The organism is Variovorax sp. Soil_C_19, from assembly GCF_057657255.1.
This window is the reverse complement of the sequence record NZ_JBDGIV010000005.1, coordinates 243,329-265,407: the sequence shown is the minus strand read 5'-3', so window position 1 is coordinate 265,407 and position 22,079 is coordinate 243,329. Positions and strand designations below refer to the sequence as shown.

The 22,079-nt window shown below is 68.3% G+C and carries 18 protein-coding genes; 10 read left to right on the top strand and 8 right to left on the bottom strand.

Annotated elements, in window-relative coordinates:
* Window positions 1–2: 2 nt before the first annotated feature.
* From AC3A6R_RS13435 to AC3A6R_RS13415, 5 genes are all read right to left on the bottom strand, one after another.
* Window positions 3–2,396: a DUF1631 family protein gene (locus AC3A6R_RS13435; protein ID WP_487864574.1), complete on the bottom strand. Its 2,394-nt coding sequence runs from the start codon at window positions 2,394–2,396 to the stop codon at window positions 3–5.
* Window positions 2,397–2,524: 128 nt separating this feature from the next.
* Entirely contained in the window at window positions 2,525–3,484 is a 960-nt protein-coding gene (gene secF, locus AC3A6R_RS13430; RefSeq protein ID WP_487860906.1) for a protein translocase subunit SecF, read from the bottom strand.
* Window positions 3,485–3,502: 18 nt separating this feature from the next.
* The gene (gene secD / locus AC3A6R_RS13425; RefSeq protein WP_487860905.1) at window positions 3,503–5,386 is read right to left on the bottom strand and encodes a protein translocase subunit SecD; all 1,884 of its coding nucleotides are present in this window, start codon (window positions 5,384–5,386) and stop codon (window positions 3,503–3,505) included.
* Between the two features lie 87 nt (window positions 5,387–5,473).
* Window positions 5,474–5,809: a preprotein translocase subunit YajC gene (gene yajC, locus AC3A6R_RS13420; RefSeq protein ID WP_487860904.1), complete on the bottom strand. Its 336-nt coding sequence runs from the start codon at window positions 5,807–5,809 to the stop codon at window positions 5,474–5,476.
* A 261-nt stretch (window positions 5,810–6,070) separates the two neighbouring features.
* Window positions 6,071–9,688: an indolepyruvate ferredoxin oxidoreductase family protein gene (locus AC3A6R_RS13415; RefSeq protein ID WP_487864573.1), complete on the bottom strand. Its 3,618-nt coding sequence runs from the start codon at window positions 9,686–9,688 to the stop codon at window positions 6,071–6,073.
* A gap of 176 nt (window positions 9,689–9,864) precedes the next feature.
* Here AC3A6R_RS13415 and AC3A6R_RS13410 point away from each other — a divergent pair, with 176 nt between their 5' ends.
* The 10 genes from AC3A6R_RS13410 (at window position 9,865) to AC3A6R_RS13365 (ending at window position 19,587) form a co-directional block, all read left to right on the top strand.
* A complete protein-coding gene (locus AC3A6R_RS13410; protein WP_487860902.1) occupies window positions 9,865–10,341 on the top strand; it encodes an Lrp/AsnC family transcriptional regulator in 477 nt (158 codons plus the stop codon).
* A gap of 37 nt (window positions 10,342–10,378) precedes the next feature.
* Complete coding sequence (locus AC3A6R_RS13405) at window positions 10,379–12,007, top strand: MFS transporter (RefSeq protein ID WP_487860901.1); 1,629 nt, start codon at window positions 10,379–10,381, stop codon at window positions 12,005–12,007.
* A gap of 130 nt (window positions 12,008–12,137) precedes the next feature.
* The gene (locus AC3A6R_RS13400) at window positions 12,138–12,959 is read left to right on the top strand and encodes a creatininase family protein (protein WP_487864572.1); all 822 of its coding nucleotides are present in this window, start codon (window positions 12,138–12,140) and stop codon (window positions 12,957–12,959) included.
* Window positions 12,950–13,777, top strand: a complete 828-nt coding sequence (locus tag AC3A6R_RS13395) for an ABC transporter ATP-binding protein (RefSeq protein WP_487864571.1) — start codon at window positions 12,950–12,952, stop codon at window positions 13,775–13,777. Before AC3A6R_RS13400 ends, AC3A6R_RS13395 begins: the two co-directional genes overlap by 10 nt.
* Window positions 13,761–14,648, top strand: coding sequence for an ABC transporter permease (locus AC3A6R_RS13390; RefSeq protein WP_487864570.1), 888 nt, complete (start codon window positions 13,761–13,763; stop codon window positions 14,646–14,648). Before AC3A6R_RS13395 ends, AC3A6R_RS13390 begins: the two co-directional genes overlap by 17 nt.
* 144 nt (window positions 14,649–14,792) lie before the next feature.
* Window positions 14,793–16,157 carry an FAD-binding oxidoreductase gene (locus AC3A6R_RS13385; protein WP_487864569.1) on the top strand — a complete coding sequence of 455 codons (1,365 nt, stop codon included), beginning with the start codon at window positions 14,793–14,795 and terminating at the stop codon, window positions 16,155–16,157.
* Window positions 16,158–16,200: 43 nt separating this feature from the next.
* Window positions 16,201–17,229 (top strand): ABC transporter substrate-binding protein, encoded by a 1,029-nt coding sequence (locus tag AC3A6R_RS13380; protein ID WP_487860896.1) that lies wholly within the window; start codon window positions 16,201–16,203, stop codon window positions 17,227–17,229.
* 147 nt (window positions 17,230–17,376) lie between these two features.
* The gene (locus tag AC3A6R_RS13375) at window positions 17,377–17,967 is read left to right on the top strand and encodes an NAD(P)H-dependent oxidoreductase (RefSeq protein WP_487864568.1); all 591 of its coding nucleotides are present in this window, start codon (window positions 17,377–17,379) and stop codon (window positions 17,965–17,967) included.
* Between the two features lie 13 nt (window positions 17,968–17,980).
* Window positions 17,981–18,943 (top strand): PDR/VanB family oxidoreductase, encoded by a 963-nt coding sequence (locus AC3A6R_RS13370; RefSeq protein ID WP_487864567.1) that lies wholly within the window; start codon window positions 17,981–17,983, stop codon window positions 18,941–18,943.
* Window positions 18,940–19,587 (top strand): TetR family transcriptional regulator C-terminal domain-containing protein, encoded by a 648-nt coding sequence (locus tag AC3A6R_RS13365; RefSeq protein ID WP_487860893.1) that lies wholly within the window; start codon window positions 18,940–18,942, stop codon window positions 19,585–19,587. Before AC3A6R_RS13370 ends, AC3A6R_RS13365 begins: the two co-directional genes overlap by 4 nt.
* Here AC3A6R_RS13365 and AC3A6R_RS13360 read toward each other — a convergent pair.
* Genes AC3A6R_RS13360 through otnI form a run of 3 tightly spaced genes read right to left on the bottom strand, consistent with a single transcriptional unit; the run spans window position 19,580 to window position 22,070 of the window.
* Window positions 19,580–20,053, bottom strand: coding sequence for a RidA family protein (locus AC3A6R_RS13360; RefSeq protein WP_487864566.1), 474 nt, complete (start codon window positions 20,051–20,053; stop codon window positions 19,580–19,582). The two genes, AC3A6R_RS13365 and AC3A6R_RS13360, sit on opposite strands and share 8 nt — an antisense overlap.
* Window positions 20,050–21,255 carry an amidohydrolase family protein gene (locus AC3A6R_RS13355; protein WP_487864565.1) on the bottom strand — a complete coding sequence of 402 codons (1,206 nt, stop codon included), beginning with the start codon at window positions 21,253–21,255 and terminating at the stop codon, window positions 20,050–20,052. Before AC3A6R_RS13355 ends, AC3A6R_RS13360 begins: the two co-directional genes overlap by 4 nt.
* Entirely contained in the window at window positions 21,252–22,070 is an 819-nt protein-coding gene (gene otnI, locus AC3A6R_RS13350) for a 2-oxo-tetronate isomerase (protein ID WP_487864564.1), read from the bottom strand. Before otnI ends, AC3A6R_RS13355 begins: the two co-directional genes overlap by 4 nt.
* Between the last annotated feature and the right edge of the window lie 9 nt (window positions 22,071–22,079).

Here is a 22,079-nt window from a genome sequence, read left to right as displayed (position 1 = left end):
GCCTAGTTCAGAAGTCGCTCCGGATTGGCGTCGAGCTTCGCGAGCGCCTCGCGCGTGGCGCGCGCGGTGAGCGTCTCGTCCTCGGCGGGCACCAGCAGCCCCGCCTGCAGATAGCTGGCGAGACGGCCGGCCTGGATCAGGAAGCTGCGGCCGTCGGCCGAGGCGAACAGGTGCAGCTGCTTGCGCTCGCTGCGCCAGACGAACTGCACCTGGCTCACGCGGTCGTTGTGATCGAGCATGAACCAATTGCCCACCTCGAGCGCATGGGCCCATGCCAGCATGTCTTCGGAAGCGGCGCCGCCCGGCGCATCGGCCACCACCTCGATCGAGGCCGCGTCCATGCCCAGCAGCAGCTCGATGCTGTTCGCGTCGAGCGGCAGGTTCGAGGCGCCGCCATGGTCCTTCACGAAATCCTCCAGATGCGCCAAGCGCGCGGCCATGGCCTCGATCTTGGCGGCGGGGATCACCTCGGTCTTCGACAGGAAGGCATCGGACAGCGTGGCGCCGATGGCCTTGATGTGGGTTTCCTGCGGCTCGTCGATGATGCCGAGCAGGGTCATGCCGAGCCGCAGGCGCTGCAGCAGTTGCGGCAGGTCCTGTATCACGCGAGCGCGGTCGGCGCGGTTGGGCTTGGCGCTCGCGGCCCACACCAGGTCGGAGGCCACGCGCTTGAGCATCACGGTCTGCTCGCCCTGGGCGCCGTAGCGCAGCGCGGCAATCGCAAGCACCTCGGCCCAGACCTTGAACAGGAACTCGCGGATTTCATCGCGCACCGGCATGTCGTTGAGCATCTTGCGCAGCTCGATGGTGTACTGGATCGCCATCGTCTCCTTCTGCTCGACCTGCTGCGCCACGCTCATGACGCGCTGCGTGGTGTCGCTCTGCGTGAGATAGCGGTTCAGGAAGGCCACGAACTCGTCGAACACCAGCTTGAAGACGCGCTGGCCGGTCTCGGGGTACTGCTCGATCACCTGCACCACGCGCTTGATCTCGCCTTCGAGCGCGCTGCCCGAGATGGCGGCCGCGTCGAAGCCCATCACGCAGGAACCCATGCGGTCGATCAGCATGCGCGCGGGATGCTGCAGGCTGCCGAAGAACTCGGGCTCGGCGATCGCCACGCGCAGCACCGGCATCTGCAGCCGCGCGAACCACACGCGCGCCGAAAACGGGATGCGCTCCTCGGACAGGATGGCCTGGAACATCAGCGCGACGATCTCCACCGTGGCCTTGTCGGCGGTGGTGGGCGCCTTCTTCTTGAGCTCGCTGCTGCGCCGCCGCAGGTCGACCGCGGTTTGCTGCAGCAGGGTGGCCTGGTGCTCTGCCGAGGCCGCCTGCATGTAGTGCGTGGCCGATGCGCGGTAGGCCGCTTCGGCCTCGGCGACCATGCCAGCGAAGGTCTGCGCGCCCGCGCCGCCATTCGGGCCTGCGCCGGCATCCATGCCGGTCGTCGGCTGCAGGGGACGCGGGGCGGACAGGTCGGTTCCGATGCGCGCGGCAACGAAGCGCTTGAGGCTCAGCAGTGCCGTCTGGGCACGCTGCCGGGCGACCAGCAGCGGCGAGCCGCCGGTGGTCAGCGCAGGCGTGGACGGCGAAAAGACCCGCTGCGGGGGCGGCGGGGAAGCAGAAGAACCATTGAACGCACCGTTCGGAGAACCGGGACCCGGGCCGCGGCCGGTCTGCGCTGCGCCCGACACCGAGGCCGGTCCGGTGGCACTGACGCCGCCGCCGCCACCGCCGGTGCGCCGGACAAAGCTCTTCAGGTCGATCTCCGGCATCACGCCCTGCGAGATCAGGAAGGCGTTGGCGTCCTCGTAGGCCTTGACGACCACGCCGACGAGCCGCTGCTGCACCGTGTCCTGCACGCGCGTCCAGAGCGCCCGGCTCAGCCCGGCCGCGAGCCACTGGTCCACCAGCAGCCTGGCCAGGGTCTCCGGCCGGAGCACATCGTTGGCGTTGAGCTCACCGGTGCCTTCGAGATGCTGGATGCGCAGCCGCAGGTCGCTGAGTTCGAAGCTGGCCTGCTCGTGGAGCATCTGCGCCAGGCGGGACGACAGGATGTTGCTTTCCATCGCATCGTCGCCCATGAGTTCGAGCCGCAGCTTCGGAGCCGATGGCACAGCAGCAGGAACCGCAGCGGCCGCCGCAGGCACGCTCGCCGACCTGCGCCAGCCGGCCTGCGCGAGCGAGACCCATTGCGAGGCCTGCGCCTGGAACGCCAGGAAGTCGTCGCGGCGTTCCTGCATCAGCCTCGCGTTGCCGACCTCGGCGGCCTGCTGGGTCAGGCGGTCCCGGATCGCTTGCGCCAGCGGCGCCATGACGCCGCCGGTGGCGAGCACGAAACGCTCACGCGTCTCGCGTGCGAGCTGCAGGGAAGTGTCGGACCGCGCGATGCTCATTGGAGGGATCGGGAAGGCAGGAAGGCTCGGCGCTCAGGGCGTCACAAGCGAGAGCTTGCATCGGGAAAGGCGGCAGCACAAGGGTGCATCGCCTTCCCACGTCCTTGCCTTTGGGCCGGCCCGGTGCCTCAGACCACCGCACCGGCGTTCGGGTCGTCCTCCGAACCGCCGTCGCGCTTGGGCGGCGTGCCCTTGATGAGGTCCTCGCGCTTGACGCCGAGCCACATCGCGATCGCCGCCGCCACGAAGGCCGACGAATAGATGCCGAAGCAGATGCCGATCGTCAGCGCCAGCGAGAAATAGTGCAGCGTCGGGCCACCGAAGAAGAACATCGAGAGCACCACGAGCTGCGTCGAGCCGTGCGTGATGATGGTGCGGCTGATGGTCGAGGTGATCGCGTTGTCGATGATCTCGGTCGTGCCCATCTTGCGGTAACGCCGGAAGTTCTCGCGCACCCGGTCGAAGATCACCACCGATTCGTTGACCGAATAGCCCAGCACCGCGAGCACCGCCGCGAGCACCGCGAGCGAGAACTCCCACTGGAAGAACGCGAAGAAGCCCAGGATGATGACCACGTCGTGCAGGTTGGCCAGCACGGTGGCCACGGCGAACTTCCATTCGAAGCGGATCGCCAGGTAAATCATGATGCCCACCACCACCATGCCCAGGGCTTTGAGTCCGTTGGTGGTGAGTTCCTCGCCCACCTGCGGACCGACTACCTCCATGCCACGCTGGGTGGCCGACGGATCGACCGACTTGAGCGCTTCCATAACCTGCGCGCTCTGCTGGTCGGAGTTCATGCCCTTTTGCGCAGGCAGGCGGATCTGCACGTCGCGCGAAGTGCCGTAGCTCTGCACCTGGACTTCGGGGTAGCCCAGCTTGCTGACGGCTTCGCGGATCTTGCCGATGTCGGCCGACTGCTGGTAGGCGACCTCCATCACGGTGCCGCCCGTGAACTCGACCGACAGGTGCAGGCCGCGGTGGAACAGGAAGAACACCGCGAGCGCGAAGGTCACGAAGGAGATGATGTTCAGCACCAGCGCGTGGCGCATGAACGGGATGGTCTTGTGGATGCGGAAGAATTCCATGGCGCTTGTCCTTGACCTTTACTTGCCTTCAGCCACGGCCGTGCCGTCGGTCTTGGGCCGCCACACGGTACCGATCGACACCGTCTTGAGCTTCTTCTTCTGGCCGTACCAGAAGTTCACGAGGCCGCGCGAGAAGAACACGGCCGAGAACATCGAGGTGACGATGCCGATGCAGTGCACCACCGCGAAGCCGCGCACCGGGCCCGAGCCGAAGGCCAGCAGCGCGATGCCCGCGATCAGCGTGGTCACGTTCGAGTCGAGGATGGTGCCCCAGGCGCGGTCGTAGCCGGCGTGGATGGCCGCCTGCGGCGACGCGCCGTTGCGCAGCTCTTCGCGGATGCGCTCGTTGATCAGCACGTTGGAGTCGATGGCCACGCCGATGGCCAGCGCCATGGCCGCGATGCCGGGCAGCGTGAGCGTGGCCTGCAGCATCGAGAGAATGGCCACGAGCAGCAGCAGGTTGACGGCCAGCGCGATCGACGAGAACAGGCCGAACAGTGCGTAGTACAGGCACATGAAGACCATGATCGCGAGGAAGCCGTACATCACGCTCTTGAAGCCCTTCTCGATGTTGTCGGCGCCGAGTGTCGGGCCAATGGTGCGCTCCTGGATGATCTCCATCGGCGCAGCCAGCGAGCCGGCGCGCAGCAGCAGCGCGAGGTCGTTGGCCTCGCTCACCGTCATCGAGCCCGAGATCTGGAAGCGGGTGCCGAGCTCGCCGTTGATCGAAGGGGCGGTGAGCACTTCGCCCTTGCCCTTCTCGAAGATCAGCATGGCCATGCGCTTCTTGTAGTTCTCGCGGCTCACGTCGCGCATGATCCGGCCGCCCTTGGCGTCCATCGTCAGGTCGACCTTGGGCTGCTGGCTCTGCGAGTCGAAGCCGGGCTGCGCGTCGGTGAGGTTCTCGCCGGTGACGAGCACCTGCTTCTTCACGATGACCGGGCGGCCGTCGCGCTCGAAGAACTTCTCGGAGCCGAAGGGCACCGGTCCGCCGCTGAGTTCGGCGGCGCGGCCTTCGGCGCTCTCGTCCACCAGGCGCATCTCGAGCGTGGCGGTGCGGCCCAGGATGTCCTTGGCCTTGGCCGTATCCTGAACGCCGGGCAGCTGCACGACGATGCGGTCGAGGCCCTGCTGCTGGATCACCGGCTCGGCCACGCCGAGTTCATTGATCCGGTTGTGCAGCGTGGTGATGTTCTGCTTGAGCGCCGCATCCTGCTGGCGGCGCGCCGCCTCGGGCTTGATGGTCGCCACCAGGCGAAGGTTGCTGCCTTCGCCGCTGTCGACCGCCTCGAGGTCCTGGAACTGGTCCTGGATCAGCCGCCGGGCCGCATCGCGCGCCGCGGCGTCGCGGAACGAGATCTCGATGGCCTGGCCGTTGCGGCTCACCGAGGTGCCGCGGATGCCCTTGTCGCGGAACACGGTGCGCAGGTCGCCCGCGAAAGATTCTGCCTTCTTGTCGATGGCGCCCTTCATGTCGACCTGCAGCAGGAAGTCGACGCCGCCGCGCAGGTCGAGACCCAGGTACATCGGGAACGCATGCAAGGCCGTGAGCCATGCCGGCGAGCGCGAGACCAGGTTCAGCGCCACGATATAGGCCGGATCGGCCGGGTCGGGCACCAGGGCGCGCTGAAGCACGTCGCGCGCCTTGAGCTGTTCGTCGGGCGTCGCGAAGCGCGCGCGCAGCGAGCCGCCTTCGAGCGTGAGCAGGTCGGGCGCGAGCCCGGCCGTCTTCAGCGCCTCCTCGACCCGGCCCTGGGTGGCCGCGTCGACCTTGACGGTCGACTTGGCCGCGGACACCTGCACAGCAGGCGCCTCGCCGAAGAAATTGGGCAGGGAATAGATCAACCCAACCAGCAGCACGACCACGATGATCGCGTACTTCCAGACCGGATATCGGTTCATGAGAGAGCGCTTTTCAGAAACAGGACACGGCGTGACTTGAGGCCCCGCGCGACAAAGCGCAAGGCCCGGGCACCATCTTGTGGGCGATTACTGCTTGACCGCGCCCTTGGGCAGGACCTGCACCACGGCCGTGCGCTGGATCTTGATCTCGACGCCGTTCGCGATTTCGAGGCCCAGGTACTGGTCGCCGAGCGAGGTGATCTTGCCGAGCACGCCGCCGACCGTGGCCACTTCGTCGCCCTTGGCGAGCGCCTCGATCATGGCGCGGGCTTCCTTCTGGCGCTTCATCTGCGGGCGGATCATGACGAAGTACAGCACCACGAACATCAACACCAGCGGCAGCATGCTGCCCAGCGAAGACATCATGTCGCCGCCACCGGATGCAGCGGGCGCGGTTTGGGCAAAAGCAGAGGAAATGAACAAGGGAGTCTCCAGCAGACAGATGGGTATGAGGAATGTCAGAAGCGCGGGTCGGGCCCGCGGTTCCGCGGCCCGGGAAAAAAGGCCGCGTTCAGAAGCCTGGAGCGGTGTTGCCGCGCTCAGCAGCGGGCATTGTATTCGTCGCAAAGGCCTGCGCCGCGCGCTTATCCGGCGCGCGGCGCAGGCCTTTGGTTCTAACGGCTGCTACCGATTCAATAGCAAAAGGGTGCCGGAAGACCTCCGGCACCCTCCGGACCGCGGCAATCAGGCAGCCGCGCGCTGCGCCGATTGCTGCTGCTGCGGATCGCGCCAGCGGGCCATCAGCTCGCTCCAGCGCACGCGCGCTGCCGCCAGGTTGCGCTCCTTCACGTGGCCGTAGCCGCGGATCTGCTCGGGCAGGCTGGCGATCTCGAGGGCGAGCGCATGGTTCTCGGCGCGCAGGCCGGCCAGCACTTCTTCGATGCTCGCGCGGTATTCGCCGATCAGTGCGCGTTCGGTGCGGCGCTCCTCGGTGCGTCCGAAGATGTCGAGCGGCGTGCCGCGCAGGCCCTTCAGGCGCGCGAGCACCCGGAACGCCGGCAGCATCCACGGGCCGAACTTCTGCTTCTGGAGTTGGCCCTTGGCGTTCTTCTTCGCGATGATCGGCGGCGCGAGGTGGTAGTTGAGCTTGAAGTCCTTGCCCATCTCGCCTTCGAACATGCCCTCGACACGGCCGAGGAAGCTGCGGTCGGTGTGCAGGCGCGCCACCTCGTACTCGTCCTTGTAGGCCATCAGCTTGAACAGCTGGCGCGCCACGGCCTCGGCCAGCGCGGTCTTGCCGAGCGCCGACTCGGCCTGCTGCACCTTGCCGACGAACTGCCGGTAGGTATCGGCATAGGCGGCATTCTGGTAGCCGGCGAGGAACTCGACCCGGCGCGCCACCAGGCTGTCGAGCGTTTCGCGCTTCTTGAACTCGATGATCTGGCCCGGGGGCACGCGCTTTTGCAGTTCGTCGGGGTTGGCCGCGGCCTGGCGGCCCCAGGCGAACGCGGCCTTGTTGTTCTCGATCGCCACGGCGTTGAGCTCGATCGCACGCATCAGCGATTCGTGCGCCAGCGGGATCCAGCCCTTCTGCCAGGCGTAGCCCAGCAGCATCGGGTTGGCATAGAGGCTGTCGCCCATCAGCGTGGTGGCTGCGGCATCGGCATCGAACGCGCCGACCGCGTCGGCACCCACGACCTTTGCGATGTCGCCCGCGCAGTCGTCCTGCGGATTGACCCAGTTGGCATTGCGCACGAAGGCCGCGGTCGGCGTGCCGTGCGCATTGAGCGCCACGTGCGTGCGGCCTTCGCGCATGCGCGCCAGGGTTTCGGGATTGACCGCCACCAGCGGATCGGCCGCGAGGATCAGGTCGGCCGCGGCGGTGCCGACGCGCGTGGTGCGGATCGCCTCCTGCGAGTCGCCGATCAGCGCGTGGCTCCAGGTGGCGCCGCCCTTCTGCGCGAGGCCGGCCGCATCCTGCGTGACGATGCCCTTGCCCTCGATGTGCGCCGCCATGCCGAGCAGCTGGCCGATGGTGATGACGCCCGTGCCGCCGACGCCGGCCACGACGATGCCCCAGACCTGTCCGGGCGCCAGCGCAGGCACGGCCGGCTCGGCCAGCGGGCCGAGTTCGAGCGGCGATGCCGCCTTGTCCTTGGCCTTCTTCTTGAGTTGGCTGCCTTCGACGGTCACGAAGCTCGGGCAGAAGCCCTTGAGGCAGCTCATGTCCTTGTTGCAGGTGCTCTGGTTGATCGCGCGCTTGCGACCGAACTCGGTCTCGAGCGGCTCGACCGACAGGCAGTTGCTCTGCACGCTGCAGTCGCCGCAGCCTTCGCAGACCAACTCGTTGATGACGACACGCTTCGCCGGATCGACGGCCGTGCCGCGCTTGCGGCGGCGGCGCTTCTCGGTGGCGCATGTCTGGTCGTAGATGATGGCCGTGGTGCCCGCCATCTCGCGGAACTCGCGCTGGATCTCGTCGAGGTCGTCGCGGTGGCGCACCTTCACGTCCTGGCCGGGGATGTTCACGCCCTCGTACTTCTCGGGCTCGTCGGTCACGACCACCACCTTCTTGGCGCCCTCGGCATGCAGGCTCTCGGCGATCTGCAGCACCGAGTGGCCCTCGGGCCGCTCGCCGACCTGCTGGCCGCCGGTCATGGCGACCGCGTCGTTGTAGAGGATCTTGTAGGTGATGTTCACGCCCGCAGCGATGCTCTGGCGGATCGCGAGCAGGCCGCTGTGGAAGTAGGTGCCGTCGCCCAGGTTGGCGAAGATGTGCTGGTCGGTCGTGAAGGGCTGCTGGCCGACCCACGGCACGCCCTCGCCGCCCATCTGCGTGAAGCCGATGGTGGAGCGGTCCATCCAGGTGGCCATGAAGTGGCAGCCGATGCCGGCCATGGCGCGCGAGCCTTCGGGCACCACGGTGCTGGTGTTGTGCGGGCAGCCCGAGCAGAACCACGGCTGGCGGTCGGCGCCCTGCACGCCGCCCACCTTGAGCACCTCCATCGAGCGCTCCTTGGCCTCGAGGATCGCCATCTGCGCGTCGATGCGCGCGCGCATGTCGGCGCCCGCATGGTCGAGGATGCCGAGCTTGCGCAGCCGCTGCGCGATGGCCTTGGCGATCAGCGCCGGGTTCAGATCGGCATTGGCGCGCAGCAGCGTGTTGGCCGTCGGGTTGGGCATGGCCCACTCGCCGCCCGAGAAATCTCCGTCGAGCTCGTTGAACTTGCCGAGCACGTTGGGGCGCACGTCGGCGCGCCAGTTGTAAAGCTCTTCCTTGAGCTGGTATTCGATGACCTGGCGCTTCTCCTCGACCACCAGGATCTCCTGCAGGCCGGTGGCGAACTCGCGCGTGAGCTGCGCCTCGAGCGGCCACACCACGCCCACCTTGTGCAGACGGATGCCGAGCTGGCGGCAGGTGGCGTCGTCCAGGCCCAGGTCGATCAGGGCCTGGCGGGTGTCGTTGTAGGCCTTGCCGCTGGCCATGATGCCGAAGCGGTCGTTCGGGCCTTCGATCACGTTGTGGTTCAGGCGGTTGGCGCGGATGTACGCGAGCGCGGCATACCACTTGTAGTGCATCAGCCGGGCTTCCTGCTCCAGCGCATGGTCGGGCCAGCGGATGTGCAGCCCGCCGGGCGGCATCTCGAAGTCGGTCGGCACCACGATCTCGACGCGGTCCGGGTCGATCATGGCGGTGGCGCTCGACTCGACGATCTCCTGGATCGTCTTCATGCCCGACCACACGCCCGAGAAGCGGCTCAGCGCGAAGGCGTGGATGCCCAGGTCGAGGATCTCCTGCACGTTGGCCGGAAAGAACACCGGCGTGCCGCAGGCCTTGAAGATGTGATCGCTCTGGTGCGCCGCCGTGCTGCTCTTGGAAATGTGGTCGTCGCCCGCCACCGCGATCACGCCGCCGAATTCGGTGGTGCCCGCCATGTTGGCGTGCTTGAAGACGTCGGAGCAGCGGTCCACGCCCGGGCCCTTGCCGTACCAGATGCCGAAGACGCCGTCGAACTTGTTGGTGCCCGCGGGCGAAAAGCCCAGTTGCTGGGTGCCCCAAAGCGCCGTGGCGGCGAGCTCTTCGTTCACGCCGGGCTGGAACACGATGTTCTGTTCCTTCAGGAACTTGCTGGCCTTCCAGAGCGCCTGGTCGTAGCCGCCGAGCGGCGAGCCGCGGTAGCCGCTGATGAAGCCGGCGGTGTTCTTGCCGACCTGCTTGTCGCGCAGGCGCTGCAGCATCGGCAGCTTGACCAGGGCCTGCACGCCGCTCATGAACGCGCGGCCGTAGTCCAGTGAGTACTTGTCGTCGAGCGTGACGGTTTCCAGCGCGCGGCGAATGTGTTCGGGCAGCGGGGCGTTCATGTGTCTGTCTCCGTATGGCAGGGCTTTGTGGGCCTGGCTTGGGGTGTGGGTCTGTGCCCGGGTCGGGCGCGAGCCCATGATCACGCAAAGTGTATGCCGGGGTTCGCGACAGGTGTTTGCGTTCTTGGCCCCGGAAATCCGGGTTCCAGAAAGAATCTTGCTTAAAATGCAGGCCAATGGAAAGAATTGATAAGTTCGACCTTGCAATCCTGCAAGAACTGCAGGCCGACGGCCGCCTCACCAACGCCGAGCTTGCGCAGCGCGTGGGCCTCTCGGCCGCACCGTGCTGGCGCCGCGTGCGCGCGCTGGAGGAGGCCGGCTTCATCAAGGGCTATCACGCCGAGATCGACCGCCACAAGATCGGGCTCGGCGTGCTCGCTTTCGTGCGCGTCGACACCGAGCGGGTCACGCTGGACGCCACCCGCAAGCTCGAGGAGGCGATCCGCCGCCTGCCCGAGGTGGTGGCCTGTCACTACATCAGCGGCACCGGCACCTTCGAACTGCAGGTGGTGGCGCAGGACCTCGACAGCTTCTCAGCCTTTGCGCGCCAGCACCTGATGAACCTCCCCAACGTGAAGGACCTGCACACCAGCTTCTCGCTCGGTGAGGTCAAGGCCAGCAGCGCCTGGCCGCTCGGGCATCTGGCGCGCTGACCGGGCGCGGGCAGGGCGCCCGGCACAATCGGGGCACATGCCACCCATTTCTCCCGAAGAAACGCCTGTCTCCGCCGTCCAGCCGCGCCCGCCCAAGATGACGGCGCTGGAGCCGCTCCGGCTGCCGGTGTTCCGCATGCTCTGGAGCACCTGGCTGATCGCCAACATCTGCATGTGGATGAACGACGTGGCGGCGGCGTGGCTCATGACCTCGCTGACCAGCTCGCCGATCTGGGTGGCGCTGGTCCAGTCGGCCTCCACGCTGCCGGTGTTCCTGCTGGGCCTGCCGAGCGGCGCGCTGGCCGACATCCTCGACCGGCGGCGCTGGCTGGTCGCCACCCAGTTCTGGCTGGCGGGCACCGCGATCGTGCTGTGCGTGGCCATTTCGCTCGACGTGATGACCGCGCCGCTGCTGCTGGCGCTGACCTTCGCCAACGGCATCGGCCTGGCGCTGCGCTGGCCCGTGTTCTCGGCCATCGTGCCCGAGCTGGTGCCGCGGCCGCAGTTGCCGGCCGCGCTCGGGCTGAACGGCATCGCGATGAACGCCTCGCGCATCATCGGCCCGCTCACGGCCGGCATGCTGATCGCGAGCGCGGGCAGCGTCTGGGTGTTCGCGCTCAATGCGGTGCTGTCGGTGGCCTCGGGCTTCGTGGTGCTGCGCTGGCGGCGCGAGCACACGCCCAACCCGCTGGGCCGCGAGCGGCTCATCAGCGCCATGCGCGTGGGCGTGCAGTTCGTCTGGCAGTCGCAGCGCATGCGCGCGGTGCTCACGCGCATCACCATCTTCTTCTTCCACTCGACCGCGCTGCTCGCGCTGCTGCCGCTGCTGGCGCGCAACCTCAAGGGCGGCGGTGCCGGCACCTTCACCCTGCTGCTGGCCGCGATGGGCGCGGGCGCGATCATCGCCGTGCTGTTCCTGCCGCGGCTGCGCCAGGCGCTGGGCCGCGACCAGCTCGTGCTGCGCGGCACGCTGCTGCAGTCGGCCGCCACCGCGGTGATGGCCTTCGCGCCCAATGCGTGGGTCGCCGTGCCGGCCATGTTCTTCGGCGGCATGGCCTGGATCACGGTGGCGAATTCACTCTCGGTGTCGGCGCAGCTGGCGCTGCCCGACTGGGTGCGCGCGCGCGGCATGTCGACCTACCAGATGGCGATCATGGGCGCGAGCGCGATCGGCGCGGCGCTCTGGGGCCAGGTGGCCACGGTCAGCGACCTGCGCACCAGCCTGGAGATCGCCGCGGTGAGCGGCACGCTGGTGATGCTGGCCGCGCTGCGCTGGGTGACCGATGTCTCGGGCGAAGAGGCGGACATGAGCCCGGCGCGCGCCGGCTGGGCGGCGGGCCCGCCGGCCGAAAGGCCCGAGGAAAGCGGGCGCGTGATCATCACCATCGAATACATCATCGACCCGGCACGCGCGGCCGCCTTCCACCTCGTGATGCAGCAGACCCGGCGCGCCCGGCTCGGCCAGGGCGCGATCGGCTGGGAGCTGCTGCACGACATCGCCGAGCCGGGGCGCTATCTCGAGCAGATCGTGGACGAAAGCTGGACCGACCACCTGCGCCGCTTCACGCGGGCCACGGCGGCCGACATGGCGCTGCGCGAACGGCGGCTGGCGTTCCACATCGGCGAATCGCCGCCCGCCGTGACCCGGTACGTGGTGCGGCGCTGAAATTTGACCGGTCGGTCTGCTTTGGCTGCCCGCCGCGCGCGCCCGTCGGGTAAATACCGATCTACGTTTTTTTGACCGATCGGACAATTTAGCCCATCATCACGCTCGTTCGACTACGAGGACCGCCACGATGAAATCCGCCCCCCTGCGCAGCCGCTTCTGGTCGGACCTGACCAGCGAAGAATTCTCCCGCCTCGACCGCGAACGGCTCATCGCCGTGCTGCCGGTCGGCGCCACCGAGCAGCACGGTCCGCACCTGCCGATGTCGACCGACACGGCCACCATCGACGGCATGGTCCGCGCCACGCTGCCGCACCTGCCCGACGACCTGCCGGTGCTCTTCCTGCCGACCGTGGCCTACGGCAAGAGCAACGAGCATTCGCGCTATCCGGGCACGCTGACGGTGTCGGCCACGACGCTGATCTCGCTGTGGACCGACATCGGCGCCTGCGTGGCCCGCGCCGGCGTGCGCAAGCTGGTGCTCTACAACAGCCACGGCGGCCAGATGAGCGTGATGGACATCGTGGCGCGCGACCTGCGCGAGGCGCACGGCATGATGGTCGTGGCCGCCAACTGGTACACGCTGGGCCTGCCCGAAGGCCTGTTCACCGCGCACGAGGGGCGCCACGGCATCCATGCCGGCGACCTCGAAAGCTCGGTCATGCTGCACCTCACGCCCGACCATGTGCAGAAGGACCGATTCCAGAACTTCCATTCGATGACCGAAGACCTCGCGGCCGAGAACAAGTACCTGTCGATCACGCCCAGCGGCAAGCTCGGCTGGCAGATGCACGACATCAACCCCGCGGGCGCCGCCGGCGACGCCACCCGCGCCACCGCCGAGAAAGGCGCCGCGGTGCTCGACCATGTCGGCCGGCGTTTCGTGGACCTGCTGCGCGAGGTCGACCGCTTCCCGCTCTCGCGCCTCGACAACCAGCCCGCATGGCAATGACCCCCAGCACCCCGCCCGACGACACCACGACCACCGCCACGCCGCTGGTGCGCCTGCGCCAGGTCGGCAAGCGCTTTGCCAACGGCACGCTCGCGCTCGAGGGCATGACGCTCGACATCGGCGAGCACGACTTCGTCAGCTTTCTCGGACCCTCGGGCTGCGGCAAGAGCACCGCGCTGCGGCTGATCGCCGGCCTCACCCGGCTCAGCGCGGGCGAGATCCAGTGGTCGGGCGCCAACAGCGGCATGGCCAAGCACAGCCGCAGCGACCGCGACCTCGGCTTCGTGTTCCAGGAACCCACGCTCATGCCCTGGGCCAAGGTGTTCGACAACGTGTGGCTGCCGCTCAAGCTCGCGGGCACCTCGCGCGACGCGGCGGCGCCCGTGGTCGAGCAGGCGCTCGAGATGGTCGGGCTCTCGCGCTTTGCGGGCGTCTACCCGCGCGAACTGTCGGGCGGCATGAAGATGCGCGTGTCGATCGCGCGTGCGCTGGTCACCCATCCGCGCCTGCTGCTCATGGACGAGCCCTTTGCCGCGCTCGACGAGATGACGCGCATCAAGCTCAACAACGACCTGCTCGCGATCTGGCGCGAGCACCGCTTCTCGGTGGTGTTCGTCACGCACAGCGTCTACGAGTCGGTGTACCTGTCGAACCGCATCGTGGTGATGGCCGCGCGCCCGGGCCGCGTGATCGACGAGATCCGCATCGACGAGCCCTATCCGCGCGGCGAAGACTTCCGCACCTCGAGCCGCTACAACGCGCACTGCACCGCCGTGTCGCAGTCGCTGCATGGAGCCCTGCATGACGTCGATCACTGAACGCCCCGCCGCCGGCGCGGCCGCCATCGCCGAGGCCGCCGCGCCCTCCGCCGAACTGCTGCGCGCCCACGAAGACCGCGCGCAGCGCCGCGAGTCGATGCTGCGCATCGCCGTGCCCGCGGTGGTGGTCGCCGTGCTGTTGCTGCTGTGGGAATGGATGGTGCGCGCCAACGGCATCCCGCACTACATCCTGCCTTCGCCCTCGCTGATCCTCACCACGCTGTTCGACAACTGGGGGTCGCTGTCGAGTGCGCTGTGGTTCACCGTGCGGCTGACGCTCTTGGCGCTCGCGGCGGCCATCGTCGGCGGCGTGGCGCTGGCGATCGCGTTCGCGCTCTTCAAGTGGGTCGAGGTGGGCCTGTTCCCGATCGCAGTGATCCTGCAGGTGACGCCGATCATCGCCATCGCGCCGCTGATCCTGATCTATGTCTCGAACACCACGGCGGCGCTGCTGCTGTGCGCCTGGATCGTGGCCTTCTTCCCGATCCTGTCGAACACCGTGGTCGGCCTGAAAAGCGCCGACAGCAACCTGCGCGACCTGTTCCAGCTCTACAAGGCGTCGCCGTGGCAGACCTTCCGCTACCTGCTCGCGCCGAGCGCGCTGCCGTACTTCATGGCGGGCCTGAAGATCGCGGGCGGGCTGGCCCTGATCGGCGCGGTGGTGGCCGAGTTCACGGCCGGCACGGCCGGCAAGGAGACCGGCCTCGCGTCGCGCATCCTCGAGTCGAGCTTTCGCACCGAGATCCCGATGATGTTCGCGGCGCTGCTGCTGGTGTCGCTGCTGGGCATCGTCATCTTCATCGTGTTCGCGGCCCTCAGTCGCCTGGTGCTCGGCCACTGGCATGAAAGCGAGATGCGCCGTGAAAGGTAGGCTCGCCCCCAGTCTTCGCGCATTTCGTGTCGCTACGCCAACCCCCTACCGGGGGCAACACCAGCGGCCCGGCAAAGCCGGTTCCGCGGTGTTCCACGGCAGTGCGATGCCGGACGCGGGGGTCCAATGACATTCGCAGCTGTCATGTCGAAGAATGTCGACTGGAACGCCGTGCAGCAGGACCTGCGCGGCCTCAACCTCGTCACCGCACCCGCACAGCGCAAGCAGCTGTCGAGGGACTTCTACTGGTACAGCCCGATCCTCACCGCGCAGCTCGCAGGCTGCGTGGCCGACCTCGTGGTCAAGGTCGGCACCGAGGACGACGTGCGGCAGGCCGCGGCGGTGGCCGCGAAGTGGCAGCTGCCGCTCACCGTGCGCGCGGGCGGCACCGGCAACTACGGCCAGTGCGTGCCGCTCGAAGGCGGCATCGTGCTCGACGTGACCGGCATGTGCCGCGTGCTCGACATCCAGCCGGGCCGCATGCGCGTGGAGGCCGGCGCCCGCATGCACGACATCGATCTCGCGGCGCGCGAAACCGGCCAGGCGCTGCGCATGTGGCCCTCGACGTGGCACGTGGCCTCGATCGGCGGCTTCATCGCGGGCGGCTTCGGCGGCATCGGCTCGTTCCGCCACGGCATCCTGCGCGACCCCGGCAACATGCTGCACGCGCGCGTGATGACGGTGGAGCGCCAGCCGCGCGTCATCGAACTGCATGGCGACGAGATCCAGCAGGTGCAGCATGCCTTCGGCACCAACGGCGTGATCCTCGACGTGGAAGTGGCCCTGAGCCCGGCCGTCGACTGGGTGCACTGCACGGTGCTGTTCGACACCTACCGCGGCGCGCTCGACTTCGGCATCGCCGCGCAGGCGCCCACGCTCGACATCTTTTTGCTCTCGACCGTGGAGGCGCGCTTCTCGCCCTACTACACCGCCATGCGCGACCGCTTTCCGGCCTATCGGCATGCGGTGTTCACGATGGTGTCGCCCGCATCGATGGCCGAATTCCGCGCGCTCGCCGCAGCGCACGGCGGCACGATCTCCGTCGCGGGCACCGAGGCCGAGCTGCTCGCCGACGGCCTGCCGCCGGCCTACGAGTGCGCGTTCAACCACACGACGCTGCAGGCGCTCAAGGCCGACCGCGGCTGGACCTACCTGCAGGTGGCCTATGCCCAGCCCTTCGATCCGGCCGTGGTCGAGCGCCACCTCGCGATCTTCGGCGACGACGTGCTGCAGCACCAGGATTTCGCGCGCGCCGGCGGCGAATGCGGCACCTTCGGCATCCTGCTGGTGCGCTGGAAGGGCGAAGCCCACCAGTACGAGGTGATCCGCGAGATCGAATCGCAGGGCGGCTGCAAGATCTTCAATCCGCACGTGGTCACCATCGAGGACGGCGGCATGAAGGCCATCGACACGCAGCAGATCGAGTTCAAGAAGCGCAGCGATCCCATGGGGCTGATGAACCCCGGCAAGACCCGCGGCTGGACGCCCGACATGGCCGTTGCACGCTGAAAGATCCCTCTCGTTTTTCCACCCCCTCACAGGAGTCCATCCCATGCGCATCCCCGCTCTCGATCTTCGCCCGCTGGCCTTCGGCCTGGCGCTCGCAGGCGCCGCCTTCGCCGCGCAGGCGCAGGAAAAGGTGGTGTTCGCCACCAACTGGAAGGCGCAGGCCGGCCACGGCGGCTTCTACCAGGCGCTGGTGGACGGCACCTACAAGAAGTACGGCCTCGACGTCGAGATCCAGCAGGGCGGCCCGATGGTCAACAACCGGCCGATGCTGCCGGCCGGCAAGGTCGACTTCCTCATGACGGGCAACCTGCTGCAGTCCTTCGACAACGTGAAGAACGGCGTGCCCACGGTGGTGGTGGCGGCCTTCTTCCAGAAAGACCCGCAGGCCATGTTCGCGCACCCGGGCCAGGGCTTCGACACCTTCAAGGACATGGCCAAGGCGCCCGTGGCCTTCATCGGCAAGGACGGCCAGTTCAGCTTCTGGCAATGGATGAAGTCGGAGCACGGCTTCAAGGATGCGCAGCTCAAGCCCTACACCTTTAACGTCGGCCCGTTCCTGGCCGACAAGAAGTCGATCCAGCAGGGCTATGCGATCTCCGAGCCGCTATCGATCAAGGCGCAGGCCGGCTTCGACCCGGTGGTGCAGCTCCTGGCCGACAACGGCTTCTCGACCTATGCGACCACGATCGAAACGCGTGCCGACCTCATCAAGAACAAGCCCGAGACCGTGCGCAAGTTCATCGAGGCGTCGATCATCGGCTGGAACAACTACCTCTACGGCGACAACAAGGCCGCCAACGCGCTGATCGCCAAGACCAACCCCGATTCGCCGGTGCCCGCGCTCGAAGGCTCGATCGCGCTGATCAAGAAGATGGGCATCGTCGACAGCGGCGAGTCGCTCACCAAGGGCATCGGCGCCATGGACGAGGCCCGCGTGAAGGACTTCTACGACAAGATGGTCAAGGCCGGCCTCTACAAGCCCGGTGAAGTCGATCTCTCGAAGGTCGTGACGACGCAGTTCGTCAACAAGAGCGTGGGCGTGGACCTGCGCAAGCAGCTCACGGGCAAGTAAGCAACGCCGTCATTTTCCGCGGGCCGCGCGGTGCTTGCGCCGGGGTCAGATGCCGGCGCCTGGGTTGCCATAAGGCACCGCGCGTCCCTTGTTTCCTGGGCTCTGACCCCGTATCGCCAGCAAACGCTGTGCGAACCGGCCCTTTTCATGAAAACGCTCGTCGTTCATTGCCATCCGAATCCTGACAGCTTCAACCACGCGCTCTACCGCACCGCCCTCGCGGCGCTCGAACCCCGGCACCCGGTGCGCGCGATCGACCTCTATGCCGAGGGGTTCGACCCGACGCTCACGCGCGAAGAGCGCATCGCCTACCTCGACAACCCCGACCTGATCCGCGAACGCGTGAAGCCCCACGTCGAGGCGTTGCTGTGGGCCGAGCACCTGGTGTTCGTCTATCCCACCTGGTTCCATGGACCGCCTTCGATGCTCAAGGGCTGGCTCGAGCGGGTGTGGCTGCCCGGCGTGGCCTTCCTTCCGGCCGAGCGCAAGGGCCAGGTCGTGTCGTCGGGCCTGCGGCACATCCGACGGCTCACGGTGGTGACGACGGGCGGCTCGCCGCGCTGGTTCGTGATGCTGATCGGCGATCCGGGCCGGCGGCTGTTCACGCGGGCGCTGCGGGCGCTGTTCGCATGGCGCTGCAAGGTCACATGGCTGCAGCTGCACGACATGAACGCCGTCACCGAACACGACCGCACGCACTTCATCGAACGCGTTGCGCGCAAGCTGCAACGCATCTGACACCCACACCATCATGAGCCTCGAACGCACCCTCACCGTCCGCGTCGAACGCATCACGCGACAGACGCCCGAGATCCTCGCCTTCGCGCTGGCGCATCCCTGGGGCCGGCCGCTGCCGGACTACGAGGCCGGCGCGCACATCGACGTGCACATGCCCGGCGGCTTCTCGCGCCAGTACTCGCTCGCGCGTGCGCCATCGGGCGCCGCCGCGCCGTACCTGATCGGCGTGAAGCGCGAGGCCCAGAGCCGCGGCGGCTCGGCCTCGATGCACGAGCGGGTGCGCGAGGGCGACCTGCTCGCGATCAGTGCGCCGCGCAACACCTTTCCGCTGCGCGAAGCGGCCTTGCACCACCTGCTGCTCGCGGGCGGCATCGGCCTGACCCCGCTGCTCGCGATGGCAGAGGCGCTCGCGACGCGCGGCGCGCCGTTCACGCTCTGCGTGTTCGCGCGCAGCGAGGAACACCTGGCCTTTGCCGAAGCGCTGCGCGCGCCCGCGCTCGCGCCGCACCTGCGGTTGCACCTCGACCAGGGCGACGCAGCGCAGCGCATCGACCTGCGCGCGCTGCTCGCCGAGCGGGCGCCGGGTGCGCAGCTCTACGTCTGCGGCCCCGGCGGTTTCATGCAGGCGGTGCGCGAGGCGGCCGCGCACTGGCCCGAGGACGCGCTGCATGCCGAGTACTTCGCCGCGCCGGCCGACACCGGCGCCGCCCCGGGCCTGCCGTTCACGCTGAAGCTCGCGCGGCGCGGCATCACCGTGCCGGTGGCGGCCGACCAGACCGCCGTCGATGCGCTGCACGACGTGGGCATCGACATTCCGGTCTCGTGCCAGCAGGGCCTGTGCGGCACCTGCGTGGTGGAAGGCGACGGCACGGCGGCCGAACACCGCGACTTCTGCCTCACGGCCAGCGAGCGCCGCCACAAGGTGGCGCTTTGCTGCTCGCGCGCGAGCGGCACCGAACTGGAATTGCAGCTGTGAGCGAAAGCGGCGACGCGGAAGTCCCCGCCACGCGCGGCCGCTCGCGCAAGTACACGCAGGTGCTCGGCCTCATCAACCAGGCCGCGATCGAGGTCTTCGCGAGCGAAGGGCTCGCGGGCGCCTCGACACAGGCCATTGCCGACAAGGCCGGCCTCTCGAAGGCGCAGCTGCACTACTACATCGAGAGCAAGGAAGCGCTCTACCGGCAGATCCTGCAGGACATCCTCAACGACTGGATCGTGGTGTTCGGCTTTGCCGACGAGGCCTTCGGCCCACGCAAGGTGCTCGGCGACCTGATCCAGCGCAAGATGGTGTTCTCGTTCGAGCATCCGCTGCGCTCGCGCATCTTCACGGCCGAGATGATGCGCGGCGCGCCGGTGTTGGGCGACATGATGGACACGAGCAAGCAGCGCACCGACCAGGCCGCCGCCGTGATTCGCAACTGGATGAACCAGGGGCTGATGGACGAGGCCGACCCGATGTTGGTGCTGTTCCACATCTGGGCCGTGACCCAGTTCTACGCCGACCACGCCACGCAGGCTGCGTACTTCCGCGACACGGCGCAGCAGGGCGATGACAAGGATCGGCGCTACCTGATCGAGCAGGTGACCGACTTCCTGCTGAAGGGCGCCGGCGTCAGGTGATGCGCTGCTGCGGCTGGGGCAAATACATGGTGGCTTCCACCTCGACCAGCACCTCGTCGCCCGGCAGGAAGCGCGACACCTCGACCACCGTGCTGACCGGCGGATCGCCCGGATAGAACAGCCCGCGCACGCGGTTGTAGAACGCGTAGTGCGGCAGGTGGCGGAAGTACTGCACCAGCTTGACCACATCTTCCATCGTGCCGCCATGCTCGGCCGCGATCTCGCGGATGCGTTCGAGCACGAACCAGCTCTGCGCCACGATCGGCGCCTCGAAGATGTCGACCGACATCTGGCCCGTGGCATAGCCCAGGCCCTGCAGCGCGGTGCGGCCCTCGTCGGGCAGCGCGTCGTAGCCGGCCACCGCGCGGCGCGTGGCCGGGTCGACAGCCACCACGCCGCTCAGGAACACGAAATCGCCGACGCGCTTGGCGGCGGCATAGTTGGCCATCGGTTTGCCCATGCTCATGGTGTCGTCTCCAGAATGCGACCGGCGCGGATCACGGTGCGCTCGCGCCCGCGCGGTCCGATGAGTTCATGCTCGCCCACGGCCGCGAGCAGCACGAGGTCGGCCGGGCAACCCGGCGCGATGCGCCCGTCCCAGGCCAGCCCGAGGGCCCTGGCCGGCGCGACGGTGATCGCGTCGAGCCAGTCTTCGGCAGGCGCGAGGTGCGCCATCTGCACGCCGAGGCCGAAGGTTTCGAGAAGGTCGTAGCTCCCATAGGGATAGAACGCGTCCTGCACGTTGTCGGTGGCCAGGCTCGCACGCAAGCCCCGTGCCGCCGCTTCGCGCAGGCGCGTGATGCCGCGTGGCACCGGCGTGCGGTCCCAGGCGCCCTGCAGGTAGAGGTTGGTGGTCGGCAGCGCGACGATGTGGAGCCCGGCGCCGGCGCACAGTGCGAGCGTCTCCTGCGCCACGGCATCGTCCTGCACCGACAGCGAGCAGCAGTGGCCGCAGACCACGCCGCCGCCGAAGCCGCGCGCGCGCACCAGCTGCGCGATGCTGCGCAGCCCGCTCGCATCGGCGTCGAGCCCTTCGTCGACATGGAAGTCGAGCCCCAGCCCGTGCTCCTGCGCCAGATCGAACACGCGGCCCAGCTTGTGCACCAGCCCTTCATTGCGGTAGACGAAGGCGCCGAGCGTGCCGCCCGCGCGCTTCACCTGCCGGGCGATGCGCTCGCCCGCCTCGGGGTCGGCAAACACGTCGAGCGGCGTGAGCGAGACGAACTGCAGCTCGACCCGGCCGTGCCATTCGGCGCGCAGCGCCTCGAACACCGCGAGCGCGGCCGGCGCCTGGGCCTCGACCCAGTCGATGTGCGTGCGCAGCGCGCGCACGCCCGAACGCCAGGCCTCGTGCAGCGCTCGTTCCATGCGCGGGCGCAGCGTCTCGCCGGTCCAGCCTGCGCGGTGGCGGTCCATGCGCGCGATGGCGGCGAACAGGTCGCCCTCGGCCGCGCCGACTTCCTGCACGGTGTAGTTCTTGTCGATGTGCGCATGCGCCTCGACCTGCGCGCTCAGCAGCGTGCCGCGCGCGCCGGCCGGGGCCTGCGAAGCGCTCGCGTCGATGGCCTGCACGCGGTCGCCCGCGAGCGTCACGTCGAAGAGCTGCACATCCTGATGCGCGTCGAAGCCGCGCAGCCGCGGCGGGATGCGCAACGATTCGAGCTTCATGCGCGCTGTTGCCAGGCGCGCAGCCAGCCGAGCCCGGCCGAGGTGCCGCCGGGTTCGGCGCCGCGCTTCGGTCGATACTCGCAGCCGACCCAGCCCTGCCAGCCGCATTCCGCCGCGACGGCGTCGATCAGCTCGAACAGATAGGGGTAGTTCTGCTCGCCGATGTCGGGCTCGTGGCGCTCGGGCACGCCGGCGATCTGGATGTGGCCCACGCGGCCCGTGGGCAGGTACTTGCGGATCTTCATCGCCACGTCGCCCTCGACGATCTGGCAGTGGTACAGGTCCATCTGCACCTGGAGGTTGGACGCGCCCACCATGTCGACGATCTCGTGTGCATGGTCCTGGCGGTTCAGGAAGAAGCGCGGGATGTCGCGCGTGTTGATCGGCTCGATCAGCACGTCGCGCCCGGCCTTGGCGGCCTCGGCCGCGGCCCAGCGCAGGTTGTCCACGTACACCGGCTGCACGGCCTCGCGCTCGAGGTCTTCGGGCACGAGGCCCGCCATCACGTGGATGCGCGGGCAGTCGAGCGCCACCGCGTAGTCGATGGCCCGGGCGATGCCCTCGCGGAATTCGGCGTCGCGGCCCGGCAGGCAGGCAAGGCCGCGCTCGCCGTGGTCCCAGTCGCCGGGCGGGCCGTTGAACAGCACCTGCGCCAGGCCGTTGTGCCGCAGGCGCGCCACGATGTCTTCCTTGGCGAAGGCGTAAGGGAACAGGTATTCGACGGCCTTGAAGCCGTCCTTCGCGGCGGCTTCGAAGCGGTCGAGGAAAGCGAGCTCCGGATAGAGCATCGAGAGGTTGGCGGCGAATTGAGGCATGGCGTGTTT